The organism is Methanocalculus pumilus (genome assembly GCF_055382585.1).
Map to the genome: position 1 here is coordinate 661,027 of NZ_AP042393.1, position 13,113 is coordinate 674,139.

At 53.2% G+C, this 13,113-nt stretch carries 14 protein-coding genes; 6 read left to right on the forward strand and 8 right to left on the reverse strand.

Annotated elements, in window-relative coordinates; genetic code table 11:
* Positions 1-35 precede the first annotated feature (35 nt).
* From ACZ44I_RS03540 to ACZ44I_RS03550, 3 genes are read right to left on the reverse strand one after another with little or no spacing between them, the layout of a single operon-like run.
* Entirely contained in the window at positions 36-1,838 is a 1,803-nt protein-coding gene (locus ACZ44I_RS03540; protein ID WP_464551659.1) for a DNA topoisomerase VI subunit B, read from the reverse strand.
* The gene (hisS, locus tag ACZ44I_RS03545; protein ID WP_464548700.1) at positions 1,825-3,048 is read right to left on the reverse strand and encodes a histidine--tRNA ligase; all 1,224 of its coding nucleotides are present in this window, start codon (positions 3,046-3,048) and stop codon (positions 1,825-1,827) included. Before hisS ends, ACZ44I_RS03540 begins: the two co-directional genes overlap by 14 nt.
* A 14-nt stretch (positions 3,049-3,062) precedes the next feature.
* Positions 3,063-3,371, reverse strand: a complete 309-nt coding sequence (locus tag ACZ44I_RS03550) for an ABC transporter permease (RefSeq protein WP_464548698.1) — start codon at positions 3,369-3,371, stop codon at positions 3,063-3,065.
* 43 nt (positions 3,372-3,414) lie between these two features.
* On the opposite strand from ACZ44I_RS03550, the gene larB reads away from it, so the two are divergent.
* From larB to ACZ44I_RS03565, 3 genes are read left to right on the forward strand one after another with little or no spacing between them, the layout of a single operon-like run.
* The gene (gene larB, locus ACZ44I_RS03555) at positions 3,415-4,185 is read left to right on the forward strand and encodes a nickel pincer cofactor biosynthesis protein LarB (protein WP_464548696.1); all 771 of its coding nucleotides are present in this window, start codon (positions 3,415-3,417) and stop codon (positions 4,183-4,185) included.
* A complete protein-coding gene (locus ACZ44I_RS03560) occupies positions 4,182-4,688 on the forward strand; it encodes a nicotinamide-nucleotide adenylyltransferase (RefSeq protein WP_464548695.1) in 507 nt (168 codons plus the stop codon). The genes larB and ACZ44I_RS03560 overlap by 4 nt, the downstream gene beginning before the upstream one ends.
* Before the next feature lie 31 nt (positions 4,689-4,719).
* Positions 4,720-5,073 (forward strand): hypothetical protein, encoded by a 354-nt coding sequence (locus tag ACZ44I_RS03565; RefSeq protein WP_464548693.1) that lies wholly within the window; start codon positions 4,720-4,722, stop codon positions 5,071-5,073.
* Positions 5,074-5,797: 724 nt separating this feature from the next.
* On the opposite strand, the gene ACZ44I_RS03570 is transcribed toward ACZ44I_RS03565, so the two are convergent.
* Positions 5,798-6,397 carry an ATP-binding protein gene (locus ACZ44I_RS03570; protein WP_464548691.1) on the reverse strand — a complete coding sequence of 200 codons (600 nt, stop codon included), beginning with the start codon at positions 6,395-6,397 and terminating at the stop codon, positions 5,798-5,800.
* Positions 6,398-6,432: 35 nt separating this feature from the next.
* Between ACZ44I_RS03570 and ACZ44I_RS03575 the strand changes: the two genes are divergently transcribed.
* Positions 6,433-7,851, forward strand: a complete 1,419-nt coding sequence (locus ACZ44I_RS03575; protein WP_464576578.1) for an RNA-guided endonuclease InsQ/TnpB family protein — start codon at positions 6,433-6,435, stop codon at positions 7,849-7,851.
* Here the strand turns inward: ACZ44I_RS03575 and ACZ44I_RS03580 are convergent.
* From ACZ44I_RS03580 to ACZ44I_RS03590, 3 genes are all read right to left on the reverse strand, one after another.
* Positions 7,829-8,242: an ATP-binding protein gene (locus ACZ44I_RS03580; RefSeq protein ID WP_464548688.1), complete on the reverse strand. Its 414-nt coding sequence runs from the start codon at positions 8,240-8,242 to the stop codon at positions 7,829-7,831. The two genes, ACZ44I_RS03575 and ACZ44I_RS03580, sit on opposite strands and share 23 nt — an antisense overlap.
* Positions 8,243-8,511: 269 nt before the next feature.
* Positions 8,512-8,832 carry a hypothetical protein gene (locus ACZ44I_RS03585; RefSeq protein ID WP_464548686.1) on the reverse strand — a complete coding sequence of 107 codons (321 nt, stop codon included), beginning with the start codon at positions 8,830-8,832 and terminating at the stop codon, positions 8,512-8,514.
* A 106-nt stretch (positions 8,833-8,938) separates the two neighbouring features.
* Positions 8,939-10,105 carry a redox-regulated ATPase YchF gene (locus ACZ44I_RS03590; protein ID WP_464551658.1) on the reverse strand — a complete coding sequence of 389 codons (1,167 nt, stop codon included), beginning with the start codon at positions 10,103-10,105 and terminating at the stop codon, positions 8,939-8,941.
* A 37-nt stretch (positions 10,106-10,142) separates the two neighbouring features.
* Between ACZ44I_RS03590 and ACZ44I_RS03595 the strand changes: the two genes are divergently transcribed.
* Entirely contained in the window at positions 10,143-10,733 is a 591-nt protein-coding gene (locus tag ACZ44I_RS03595; RefSeq protein WP_464548684.1) for a pyruvate kinase alpha/beta domain-containing protein, read from the forward strand.
* 3 nt (positions 10,734-10,736) lie between these two features.
* Positions 10,737-11,570: a DUF7847 domain-containing protein gene (locus ACZ44I_RS03600; RefSeq protein ID WP_464548682.1), complete on the forward strand. Its 834-nt coding sequence runs from the start codon at positions 10,737-10,739 to the stop codon at positions 11,568-11,570.
* Between the two features lie 330 nt (positions 11,571-11,900).
* Here ACZ44I_RS03600 and ACZ44I_RS03605 read toward each other — a convergent pair whose 3' ends face one another.
* On the reverse strand, positions 11,901-13,100 hold the full coding sequence (locus ACZ44I_RS03605; RefSeq protein ID WP_464548680.1) for a TIGR00297 family protein: 1,200 nt from the start codon (positions 13,098-13,100) through the stop codon (positions 11,901-11,903).
* Positions 13,101-13,113: the final 13 nt, after the last annotated feature.

Consider the following 13,113-nt stretch of genomic DNA (forward strand, 5'->3'; position numbering starts at 1 on the left):
TACTCATATCCAAGTATCAACTCTCTTTTCCCCACTCACTCCTCACAATCCATCACCACCATCTTCGACTCATCCATCCCCTGCACCGTCAGGCTCCCGCCCCCGGCACCCGGATATGCCGTTGTCCACGAAGCAGCGGGCTCCACCGTGACCCGCCAGCACTTGGTCACCTCGCCGTCGAGATCAGATGAAAAGTCCGGGGCAATCGTTGCACCCTCACCCGTATCAGGAGAGATATCATAGAGGGTCAGTTCAATTGGTTTTGTGGTGTGATTGTCTATCCTAATCTGCACCTTCCCGTCAAGGAGCTCCCGTTTCACGACAACCCGCCGCATGATCCGACCCTCAATAGCGGCAGTCTCGGGAACCGGCTTCTCCACAATCTCTGCGACTTTCCGGGCGATATCAGGGATGATTGCACAGACTGCACGGGCACGATCTTCTGCGATCCGGTTCCGATCCCTCCGGGAGAGGAAGGCTTTCAGGTCGCGGCCAAGCTCCTGGAGTGCAAGAACGATCTCTTTTTCGATCTCCGGAATCGAAGCGACTGCATCCTTGCTCTCACTCGTAAACGGAACATTCGTTGAGGCGATATGCACAAGGATCAGGATCGGCCCTATCGGGAGGCCGGACTGTGCAATCCCATAGCTCTTCCAGTTCACTGCTGCAACCGACTGGGTGATTGCACATGCTCCCTGCTGATACAGCAAAGGCACCCGGTTGGCAAACCGCAGTATCCGGGCTGCACCATCTGCCTCAAGCCGACCGCCATATCCGATTGCCGCCTCCACCACAAACGAATGGCCAGAGAAGACACCCGGTGCCCGGCTCCGTGACTTCACAAAATCGAGTGCAAACTCCTTCTCAAGGCCGGAGAGGATCAGATCTTCACCGATCGGGGAGAGGCAGGTAGATGCCGGGGGCGCCGGGATCTTGGTCTCCTGCATTGCTGTGAGGAGTTTCTTCAGATCAGCGGGTTCCAGCTTCGAGACAGCCGCGGTTCCTTTCACCCCTGCAAGAGATAAAATCTCTGCTGCCGTCTTCTTCCCGACACGGGAGAACTCCTTCTGAAGAAAGAGATCCACCGTCATCTCACTGGCAGCAGCCATCCGTTTCAGGATTCCAAACTCGATCCCATAGGGGTGTGGCTTGATCGACTGCGGGCAGGGGGGCGCCTCCCCGGAGACCCGTTCAAAGGTGGAACTCTCCCCATCGATCTCGACCCGGAACCGGGCATGGGGATTGACAATTGAAGTATACTTCAGGTACTCAAGCAGCCTTTTTTTTGCCGAGATCGAGCTTGCAAACTCAAGCTCGATCCTGGTGCCATGCGGAAGTGACCAGTCGATCTCCTCGTGAGAGAGCACATCCGGCTCATTCGTCTGGGTTTTGATCATCAGCGTGAACCGATGCGCCTTTGTCTTCGCACTGGTGCGTGATATCACTGTTGCGGGGATGCCGCTTGTCAGCTGCGCATACAGAACCGCAGCCGAGATCCCGATCCCCTGCTGCCCCCGGCTCTGCCGCACCTGGTGAAACCGGGATCCATACAGGAGCTTTCCAAAGACAAAGGGCACCTGCTCGGGCATAATGCCGGGGCCGTTATCCTCGACTGCGATCGTGAATGTCCCGGATTCGGTCTTCCTGATGATCACAAGGATATCGGGGAGGACTGCTGCCTCCTCACAGGCGTCGAGTGCGTTGTCGATTGCTTCCTTCAGCGTGGTGATAATTCCCCGGATCGGGGAGTCGAACCCGAGGAGATGCTTGTTCTTCTCAAAGAACTCCGCAACACTGATGCTTTTTTGTTGCTTGGCGAGCTCCTCAGCGAGTACCACTGCCAACCACCCCGGCAACAGCCTCCTCAAGAGATATGGTCTGCTGGCTGCCGGATGCGAGATCCCGGAGTGTCACCATACCTGCCTCAGCCTCCCGGCCGCCGATCACAGCCACAAAATCTGCATGTTTTGCCGCCTGCGAGAGCTGTGCAGAGAGGCTCTTTCCCATCAGATCAGCAATCGTCCGGATCCCGGCATTCCGGAATGCAGCAGCCACCGTGATCCCAAAGATCCGCCCCTCGGGGGTTGCAGCAACTGCAACTGTTGTCGGCCTCTTCACCTCATGCTCCCCAAGAGAGACCATCACGCGGTCAAACCCAATAGCAAACCCAACAGAGGGTGTCTCTTCGCCTCCGAAGAGGTGGGCAAGGCGGTAGGCTCCCCCACCCATGATCTGGTTCTCTGCACCGAGATTCTCGGCAAATGCCTCGAAGACAGAACCCGTATAGTAGTCGAGGCCGCGGGCGATCCCAAAGTTCTGAACATACTGCACCTCATGTGCATCAAGTATAGCGAAGGTTTCGCGGATCCGCTCCTCTTCAGGGATGCTGCCTGTGATCGCAAATGCATCATCCAGTGTCTTCGACTCGATGAGCGCTGTTAAGGATCCGGCCAGATCTCCTTCCAGCCCCAGTTCATCAAGTGCTCCATAATCACGTTTGTCAAGGCAGGCACGGATCTTCTTCCGGAGATCCGGTTCAAGATCGGCAAGCAGGCTCCGCATCATCGCAAGATCGCCGATCCGCAGCTCAAAGGATACTCCGGTAGATTTCAGGAGATCATAGCCGACTGCCATCACTTCGGCATCGGCCATCGCAGAATCTGCGCCGACAAGCTCGATTCCAAACTGCCAGAACTGCCTATAACGCCCCTTCTGCGGCCGTTCATACCGGAAACAGTCTCCAAAATAGTACCAGCGAACCGGCTTGTTCAGCACCTTTGCCTCATTCACATACATCCTGAGGACCGGAGCTGTCAATTCGGGACGGAGCGCAAGGTCGCGGCCGCCTTTATCCTGGAATGCATACATCTCCCCGATGATACCCTCACCGGACCGGAGGGTGAAGAGTTCGAGATTCTCAAACACAGGTGTGGAAACCTCACGATACCCCCAGCGGGAGACTGCCTCCCGCATCGTCTCTTCGATCTTCCTTCGTGCTTCCAGCTCATCGGGGAAGAAATCCCGTGTCCCTCGTGGTTTCTGGATCATGATATCTCACCTACTTATTGTCTCTTCTTTGTCTTCACTGCGCCGAAGAACCGCTCCAGGTTCCCTTCGCTGGTCCATACCTTCTCCCGTTCATCTCTTCCCTGGAGATAGAGTGCAGCAAGCATAAGACCTACCCCGAGAAACGGCTGGCCGAAGAAGGCAGAAGCAATCCCAACAGAGGCAAGAGCCATCCAGATCACGCCCCGCAGTGCTGCCTTCCGGTAGAGTGGCAGTCCGGTTCTCCCGTAGATTCTGAGATCACGCATCCAGAGAAATATCACAACTGCGGCTCCAAAACAGGTGACAAGAAAGAGGATATCCATACAATGAACTTATTATGCGCCTCGTCCCTTGATAATAGTGACCATGCCATTGAATGCACGTATCCTGAATCTCATGGAAGAGGTGAGATCCGGGAGATGCTCCCCAGAAGAAGCCGCCGATCAGATCAGCGGACTCCGCCTGGAGGAGATCGCAGGGGTCGCCCGGCTTGACCTCGGCAGATCGATCCGCTGCGGGATCCCGGAGGTGGTGCTGGCTGAGGGGAAGGATACCACACATCTCATTGAGATCATGAGGCGGTACGTGGAAGCATCCGGCCGGTGTGTTGCGAGCAGAACAACACCTGATCAGGCTGATGCTATCAAAAAAGCCGCACCCGATCTCACCTGTGAGTACTATCGTGATGCACGGATCGTCATCCTCTCGAATGGAACCGAAAAACCAGTCAACAGCGGCACAGTCGGGATCATCACCGCAGGGACTTCGGACATCCGGGTGGCAGAAGAGGCGCGGATCATCGCAGAAGAGATGGGTTGCCGAACCCTCACCGCATATGATGTCGGTGCTGCCGGGATTCACCGCCTCTTCCCGGCACTCCAAACCCTCCTTGACGCAGACGCATATGTCGTCTGTGCAGGCAGGGAAGGCACGCTCCCCGCAGTTGTTGCAGGGCTTGTTGCCAGGCCGGTGATCGGGGTGCCGGTATCGGTCGGGTACGGGTATATGGGCAAAGGCGAGGCGGCACTAGCCAGCATGCTCCAGTCCTGTGCGGTGCTTACTGTTGTGAACATCGATGCAGGCTTCACCGCAGGTGCATTTGCCGCACAGATCGCCTCAGGGGTGCAGAGAGAATGAAACGCGGTTTTTATATCGGGCGCTTCCAGCCATACCATAACGGCCACCAGGCGGTGCTGGAAGGGATCGCAGAGGAGGTTGACGAGATCATCATCGGTGTCGGGAGCGCCCAGCTCTCCCATGATATGCAGAACCCCTTCACCGCCGGAGAGCGGGTACTGATGATCACCCGCGCGCTAGAGGGGATCGGATCTCCGTTCTATGTGATCCCGATCGAGGATCTCAGGAGAAACGCCCTCTGGGTGGCCCATGTCACCTCGATGACTCCCCCGTTTGATATCTGCTATACCTCAAATCCCCTTGTGATCCAGCTCTTTAAAGAAGCATCAATTGCGATCAAGTCACCTCCGATGTACCTCAGGGAGACCCTCTCCGGAACGGCGATCCGGCAGAAGATGCTCAATGGAGATGACTGGGAAGAGTATGTGCCGCGAGCAGTTGGTGAAGTGATCCAGGAGATCGATGGCGTCTCCCGCCTCAGGACGATCGCAGAAACCGATTGAATATCAATACGAAGCACAAACAATGGTATCAATGGCACAGAAAAAACCAACCCCCCCCTTCGCAGAGACAATCAACCGGTACTGGTATCTCACGCCGGGTGTCGCCATCATCGGTGTGATACTCACCGCGCTTGGCATCACCCTGCCCCTTCCCTTCCTTGCAGCACCAGGTATCTGGGGATGTATCATCGCATCCTTCCTCCTGCTTGGGATGGCATTTGCCGATCCGAGGCGCGATCTCGTCTCGATGTTCACTCCGCTGTATGCAGTGATCTTCTTCATCCTGCCAAGCGACATCCCACAGGAACTCCCGCTGATGGTGCTCTTTACCGTGACGATCATCATCCTGACGGCGAGGCTTCAGTGGCGGATCAGGAAGGGATAGACACTACCTCTTTTTTCTGCCTCTTCGCAATTTTATGTGGGTAGTTTGAAGCAGTTGTGGCGCGGGTATCGGGGGGCGGGGTGGCGAGGGAACGGGATGCCAGAGATGATAAACCCTTGCTCATCAGAGCAACCTGAAAGGCGATTCTTCGAATCGGGTTTTATCTGCTCTGGCAGCCCCCGAAACATTCCCGCCCCTCCCGCGCTGCAATCTGCGGTCAGCCAGTTCAACCTCCCTGCGAAGCACTTGTGGACGGGAACGGGGCGGTGGGGCTCTTTGTGGTTCTCTCCCTCGATCAAGGTTCTATTCGGCATATTTGGTAACCAATCTCAAAGAGGCAGGAATTCAATTTTTTTTCACCGTCCATCATTTCTTGATATCCAGCGCCTGAGGGAGCAGATCCTGATGAATGATTCAAACACCTGATAGCCAGATGAATGACTCGATCCCTATTAAAATCCATACCGATCAGCGAAGAGCCTCCTTTCTCATATACGGAGGGAATCCATGATCCCATGGCTGTTCAATATGAGAATTTCCTAGCCGGAAGAACTGATATTCTTTTTCCGGCTACGTGAATATCCTCTTCCTGGTCCAGCGTCAGAATATATCCGCAATCAAGCTCAAAAAACTCCATCGCTTCTACCAGTCCTTCGATCTCCCGCCTTTTATTCTGGGTGGTCAGGCAATAGCAGACCTGTATCGCCTTTGTGATCTTTGTCTTCTATTTAACGAGAAAATCGCATTCACCCTTTTCACGGAAATAGAAGAGTTCCCGATACCGCTTCCTGAGCTCAAGGAAGACATGGTTCTCGAGGAACCTGCCATGATCGTCTGGGAACTGTATTGAATTTGCACGAATAAGCCCGTTATCTATGGCATATACCTTCTTTGGGTTGATCTGCCTGCTTTTCTGGGAATAAGAAAACCGTGGCAGGGTGAAGATGATGTATGCATCTTCAAGCAGCTCCACATATGATGCGATGGTGGTAACCGATCCAATTGCAGAAAAAATCTTCTGTATTTTTGAGAGCGTGAACTCCCTGGCACTATTTCCCAAAAGATAGACTGCAATTTCTGTTACTATCCTCGGGTTTTTTACGGGGTTCCTGAAGATGATATCCCGCGCAATGATATCCAGCAGAAGATTCTGGAGGACTTCATCCATTCCTGTTCTCAGGAACTCCGGAAAACCGCCGGAAGCAAGATAATCCTGAAACGATACTTTCGAGTCATCACGTTCCATGTAATCCAGGTATTCATCTAAAAGGGCGAGGAGACCCCGGTATTCATGCCGTGGAGGAATCGCCCATAATTGAACCATAACCCATATCCTGTAGTACAACCCATATCCATCAAATGGTAATTCGAACGGTGTCAAACTATCTACGACTGTCACAACGGCAGTATCACATTATCGACACCCTCGCATATCATTCAAAGAATTTGTACAATGTTGCATTGTACACTACCCGGCAGCATTACTTCGAATATTGCGAAAATGCTCTGGTTTTCCAAACTGTTCGACCGGATATTGCTGCCAACGTCACTATCTGTGTCGGTTCATTTCTCCCCTATACCCGGAAGAAAGACTTTCCCTACAAAGATGTTTCAAATTATGTCCAATCACGCCAGAATGAGAACTATCCGCTGCTCCATAGTGATGTTGCTCAACAGACGATCAGGAGTGTTGAAGAGGCGTATATCTCGTATTTTGCACTCATGCGGATGTACCACTGTGGCGAACTCAGCAGTCAACCACGACCTCCACGCTATCTGGACAAAAATGGCAGGTACAAACTGGCATTTCCTGCATCGCATATCACAATGCGGAATGGATATGTCACTCTCGGCATGTCACGGCTGTTTAAAAAACAGCATGGATTAACCGGGAAAGAACTGACCTTCAAAATCCCGCCACAGATTCAACCAAACCAGATCCGTGAGGTGACCATTGTGCCACACCATAACGGGAAGGTATACACGATCGAATTTGCGTATACGGTTCCCCTTCAACCAACCCATCTTAATCCTGACCATTATCTTGCGATTGATCTCGGCGTTACCAATTTTGCAACAATCGTTGACACTGCTACCGGGACTGCCTCGATTATCGATGGTACGTATCTAAAATCAATCAACCGGTGGTACAACAAAGAAAACGCCCGATTACAATCGATTAAAGATAAACAGGGATTAACCGAGGAGTTTACGCACCGCCAGTCACGCCTCCTCATCAGACGAAATAACAAAATCGACGAAGCGATGAACCGGTTCGTCGCCTATCTCATCAGATTTGCATGTGATCACGAAATCGGTACTATTATTGTGCCACGATGGGATGGGATCAAACAAGAGATCAATCATGGTGCGAGAAACAACCAGAATTTCGTCCAGATCCCCTATGCGAAATTTCGACGAAAATTACAGTCAAAATGCGAGCTGTTCGGGATACACTTTGACGATTCCCATGATGAACGGTACACATCTCAGGTTGATGCCCTGGCACTCGATCCGATCCAGAAACCATGGTATGGAAGATGCCGTCGTATCAGCCGGGGACTGTATCAGAGCAGTTCCGGTATCGTGATCAATGCGGATGTCAATGGTGCGTTAAACCATTTGAGAAATGTAGCTGGTGATTCGGTTATGACGCCGATAATCAGTAGCGGTCGCGTCAACCGACCGGTACGAATAAGGCTCAACTACGAGCAACCTTCGTGCAGATTAAATTGCAATGTCTGTGGTAACACCGCTATTGCAAGCCCCGCCGTTTAGGGCGGGGTAGTTGACGATAGGAGAATGGAAAGAGCTCGATCCGGAGATTTCTTCCTGTCAGCTTTGTCCCGAGCTCCCGGCTCAGGAGCGATGCATTCGATCCGGTGATCACCACCCTTTTCTCATTCTCCAGAAGATATCTGACATATGATTCCCAGCCTGCGATGTTCTGAATCTCGTCAAAATAATAGAGATCAGCCTCATGAAACTCCTCGGAAAAGGCTTCCTCCAGCATTTCAATATCTTTGAGTTCAAACTCAGCAAGCCTGGGATCCTCAAAATTCAGGTAGTAAAACTCCTCCTCCCTCTTCATCGACTGGACAAGAAGCGTGCTTTTTCCGCACCGCCTGATTCCGGAGATAATAATGGCAAAATTCTGAAGGGGCTTCACTCGTACAAGATCCTGCCGGATAACGCCGGACTTTGCGCCTCCCCATTGCCTCTCTCTGGGATCGTAAGATCTTTCTGAGCTCGCTCTTCAGGATCATGATATACGATACTACTCATGTAAAATGATAAATCTATCCATTTCAAATGGACACTATTGATCAATTCAAATGGAAAGAATTGATCATTTGAACCGGACAATCTTCCCCCTTATTAATCAGGATAAAGAGCAGGCTCTCTCATTGGAAAAAAAGACTGTATAATGCCCTTTCTCTAAAACGAGTCGAGTGAGACCGAGCCGAACTCGTCTGCAAGCTGCCTGACATTGGTGACGCCAAATGCAGTCTGGACAACTTCGAGATCGAGGGAAACAGCTGCATCCACCATATAATCCAGAATATCGATCGAGAGTTCCTTCTTCTCCCGTGACTTTCTCATCTGGTCCAAAAGAAATGTGATTTTGGCGGGATCTTCGCTTTTGAGCTTCGCAAGCGTCACCACGCACATTGAGATCCTGGTGAGGTTCCTGTCAGTACCGGTGATCGTATCGAAGAAGTTCTTGAGCACCTGTGCCTGATAGACCTCGCCAGCCATACGTAATAACTCCTTTTCATCCAGCTAATATAAGGCTTGTGTATGATCTCCGGGCTCATCGCCCTGATGCGGGTCTTCACCCGCAGAAAATCCCTGTTTCCTTCACCTACTTTGCCGCACTCACGATCCGGATGATATCTCCGTCTTTTAGTTCGGTGGTATCCTTGATCCGCATCTTTGTCCGTGCATCAATCGCATGCAGGAACCCCTTCCCGATATCGGTATGCACCCGGAATGCGAGATCACGGGGATTTGATCCCTTCTTCATCAGGAAGGCATCGGGGAGCACCCGGTCCTTTCCATCGGTGAAATGGGTCTCGTCCTCAACCGGATAGACGACGATCATCTCCAGTGTCGAGAAGACCGCATGGTTGACTGCCTGCTGAACACCGGTTCCATTCAACCGCTTCATCTGATCCCGGATCATCGCAAGCCCCTTCTTCTGCTGTGGTGTCATCTGAACAGACTCACTCTCAGTAAAATCAGAATCTCCCGGAAGATACCGGATCAGGCCTGCTGCGGCGGCGTTTCGAAGCGCAAGCTCACCTGCCGCCGTCGCCCGGATCATCTCAGGCGGCAGTGATTTCAGCATCTCGTCAGTTGCCATATCGGCCTTGTTCAGGAGTACCACCATCGGTTTGTTGATCGAGACGAGTGCATCAGAGAACCGGCAGAGGGCATCCGCATCTGCCTTGAAGAGATCCACCTCGGTTGTATCAATTGCTGATCTGATATCCTCTGCTGATATCGACAGTCCGGCAAGCGCATCAGCCAGATGCTCGATCAGCGCCGGTTCCTTCCCCTGCGCAGCCCGGGCGAGGCGAGGAAGGTGTTTTTCGATAATACCTGAGACCCACATCGCCATCTCATATCGCAGGAACCGGACATCCTCCATCGGGTCATGGGATCCGGGGTCGACCGGGTTCCCTTCGGCATCGGTACTTCCGCTGGCATCCACTACCTGAATGATTGCATCGGCCGATCTGAGATGATCAAGGAACTGGTTTCCAAGCCCTTTTCCAAGATGCGCATCCGGGACAAGCCCTGCAACATCCACAAGCCCCACCCCGATGAACCGGACTCCATCAGTACACTGGCCGCATTCAAGCCCAAGCTCCCGGCATGGGCAGGGTACGCGGGCATAGGCGACCCCGTGGTTTGCATCGATGGTGGTGAACGGGTAATTTGCGATCTCGACATCGGCGAGTGTCGCCGCCTTAAAAAATGTCGACTTTCCACAGTTTGGTTTTCCGGCAAGTGCAAGCGTGATCATCGTAATTGACATGTACGACCGATGCATATTAACATGCATGGGCTATATCACACGAGAAACTGCATACTTCGACGCCCCCGGACCACAGAACACCGATGACTGTATCCAGCTCTGTGTAGCACGGGCAGAAGAGGAAAAGATCAACACAATCGTCCTTGCAAGCACCTCCGGCGCGACCGCTCTCTCTTTCCAGAAGGCGGTGAAAGGCACAGGGATCCGTCTTGTTGTGGTGACGCATGTTGTGGGCTTTTCAGAGCCCGGTGTCTGGGAGTTCTCAGAAGATGCAAAAGCATCGCTTCTCGCAGACGGCCATACAATCGTCACCGGCACGCATGCCCTCTCAGGGCTTGAGCGCGCCCTCTCCCGGTCCGCGCGGGTCGGAGGCGGCTCCCGTTCAGAGGCGATCGCAGAGGCGCTCAGGCGGGTTGTTGCAGTCGGGCTGAAGGTCGCCGTTGAATGTGTACTGATGGCAGCAGATCAGGGTGCAATCGGGATCAGTGAAGAGGTGATCGCAGTCGGCGGAACTATAAGCGGTGCAGACTGTGCCGCGGTGATTCGTCCGGCGCATACCTCCTCCTTCTTTGATCTCCAGGTGCGTGAGATGATCGCGATGCCGAGGAACCGGTGATCCATGATCCGCGAGGCATTTTTTGAAACATTCGGGCTGTTGAAGCGATTCCCTCTCCTCTGGATTGGAGGATTGATAATAGGTGCAGTTTCGGCTGGGGACATTTTTGTCGGAGGCATGGAATCTCCTGCAACGGGCAGTATCCAGATCCTTTCATTTCTGCTTCTCCCCTTCATCATCGCCGGGAGTTACGGCATCATACGGGAGAAGAAAGGAGATCCCGCCACGTTCCTCAGGTATGCAACCGGGTACTATTTCCGGGTCCTGCTGCCGTTGATCATCATCATCTTTGCAGCATTGGTGACGATCTTTCTGGTCATGATCCCAATGGCGATCATGGGAGGGGGCCCGACTCCGGATATGATCTTCTTCATCGCAATGGGTGTGACCATTCCGTTCATGCTGCTGACATACTTTTACGACTGCTTCGCGGTCTTCTCAGATGAGAAGATCTTTGACTCGATCCGATCCAGCATCACCATTGTCCTCTACCGGGCATGGAAGATCCTCCTCTTCATAGTAGTGAATATTGTCGTCCTCGGAACCCTCCTCTTTGGCCTGTCATTTTTCTGGATGGGGCTCCTCTGGGAGAAGATGAGCGGGATCGCCGCAATGGATCCCGAGGTGCTCAGCGCAATGAGCGGTGAAGAGGTGATGGCCCTCCTCGGCCCTGATGCCCTCTTTGCAACTGCAGTCATCCTCTTCATCTGGGCGCTGATCGCAACGCCCTTCACCATCGCCTTCAAGGCAGCCTTCTTCCAGCGGCTTGGAGAGGTGCCTCAAATCGAGCAGCAGGTCGGTGTCTATGATGAGAAGGGGCGCTGGTATAAGTACTGAATTGAGCCGGCATTGCTGCTGAATCAGATTCAAAGAATAGCCTGATCGCTATTTCATATGGGTGGTCTGGCAGCCCACAAAGCCTTCCCGCCCTCCCCGCGCTGCATCTGCTGCCACCCGGTACAACCTCCCTGCGAAGCATGTGAGGACGGGGGGGGCGGTGGGGAAAGCGCCTGAGTGAACAGATCTTAATGAATGATTCAAACATCTGAATAGCCAGATGAATGACTCGTTCCCAATTTTAAACCCAAAACAGATCAACGAAGAGCCAAAGAAAAGACGGGGGTAATACCTCTCCCCGCTTTTTATTGGATCTGGTTTTTTAGCTTCCTACACCAGCAGCAGCACCATTACCGCCGCAGACAACCCCCCGCCGAAGGTGGCAAGGAGGTTGGTGCCCGCGTTTCCTATGATCCCCCGGTTCTCAAGAGTCGCACCGATGACGCTGTCGATATTGGTCCCGAGGAATCCTGCGAGGATGCAGATGAGGAAGACAGGGAGCGTAATGATCTGAAGGCCAAAGGCGATCGCCGCAATAATGAGGGAGCCAAGGAGCGATGCCGCCTCGCCTTTTACTGTGACCCCGCCATTTGTCCCCTCAGGAACCTGCTTCAGGGTGGTGATCATATAGGGCCGCCCCCCGGTCACCCCGATCTCGGAAGCGACGGTATCTGCGGTAGCCGTTGCGATGCTCCCGACAAAGAGGGCGGCCCAGAGGGGATCTCCTGTCAGGCCGAAGATGACGGCCGCCCCGGTGCCCACCAGCCCGTTAGAGAATGCATTCTTGTAGCCCCGTGCCCCGCCCCGTTCCTGTTCGACCCCCATCGTCTTCTTCCGGGCATACTGGAACCGGGTGCTTGCTGATCCGATGATGAAGAAGGCGAGCATCACCAAAAACCAGCGGACATCGGCAAAGACGATTAATAATACTCCTATGAGGGCTCCTGAGAAGAGGCCGGAGAGATCTGCCGCACCGACACGGAAGGATGAATATCCGAAAATAAGCGCGATCGCTGCGGCAAGGAAGAGGAGCAGAATATCTACCTGGAAATCGAGCTCGATGAAGAGGAAGATCGTCATGGCAACACCGAGCATGATGATCATATAGGCATCTTCCCGTCCTTCGAGGATTGATCTGAGCATCAGTGCAACGAGCACCCCGATGATCAACACCAGCGGCTCGATACTCCCAAGATATGCCATCACGAGAAGAGCACCTGCGAATGCCCCGGCGGTATAGTGGATGTAGGCACGTCTTCCTCCTCCTGCTGCCCGGTATGCCAGTTCGCCGAGGGTGACGATTGCAACTGTTGCCCCGAATGCAACAAGAGGGAGGATCCCGATCCCATAGAGGAAGGCTGTTCCTCCCAGTGCAAGTGAAATATACCGGGTTCCCCGGATCAGGTAGAGGACAGCTGAGAAAGAGATGACAAAGATTGCAAAAAGCCATGCTGGCTGAACGAAGGGGGAGACAAGTATCCCCAGAATGGCAATGAGTGTTGCTACCAGAAGCCGTGGCTGATTCTGCATGGATAAAAAGAAT

What these genes read in the sequence shown, in the direction of transcription:
- ACZ44I_RS03560 (WP_464548695.1), top strand. Translation starts at nt 4,182, where the DNA reads ATGAAACGCGGTTTTTATATCGGGCGCTTCCAGCCATACCATAACGGC.
- larB (WP_464548696.1), top strand. Translation starts at nt 3,415, where the DNA reads ATGCCATTGAATGCACGTATCCTGAATCTCATGGAAGAGGTGAGATCC.
- ACZ44I_RS03605 (WP_464548680.1), bottom strand. Translation starts at nt 13,100, where the DNA reads ATGCAGAATCAGCCACGGCTTCTGGTAGCAACACTCATTGCCATTCTG.
- ACZ44I_RS03585 (WP_464548686.1), bottom strand. Translation starts at nt 8,832, where the DNA reads ATGGCTGGCGAGGTCTATCAGGCACAGGTGCTCAAGAACTTCTTCGAT.
- ACZ44I_RS03565 (WP_464548693.1), top strand. Translation starts at nt 4,720, where the DNA reads ATGGCACAGAAAAAACCAACCCCCCCCTTCGCAGAGACAATCAACCGG.
- ACZ44I_RS03595 (WP_464548684.1), top strand. Translation starts at nt 10,143, where the DNA reads ATGGGCTATATCACACGAGAAACTGCATACTTCGACGCCCCCGGACCA.
- ACZ44I_RS03550 (WP_464548698.1), bottom strand. Translation starts at nt 3,371, where the DNA reads ATGGATATCCTCTTTCTTGTCACCTGTTTTGGAGCCGCAGTTGTGATA.
- ACZ44I_RS03600 (WP_464548682.1), top strand. Translation starts at nt 10,737, where the DNA reads ATGATCCGCGAGGCATTTTTTGAAACATTCGGGCTGTTGAAGCGATTC.
- ACZ44I_RS03575 (WP_464576578.1), top strand. Translation starts at nt 6,433, where the DNA reads ATGGTAATTCGAACGGTGTCAAACTATCTACGACTGTCACAACGGCAG.
- hisS (WP_464548700.1), bottom strand. Translation starts at nt 3,048, where the DNA reads ATGATCCAGAAACCACGAGGGACACGGGATTTCTTCCCCGATGAGCTG.
- ACZ44I_RS03590 (WP_464551658.1), bottom strand. Translation starts at nt 10,105, where the DNA reads ATGATCACGCTTGCACTTGCCGGAAAACCAAACTGTGGAAAGTCGACA.
- ACZ44I_RS03570 (WP_464548691.1), bottom strand. Translation starts at nt 6,397, where the DNA reads ATGGTTCAATTATGGGCGATTCCTCCACGGCATGAATACCGGGGTCTC.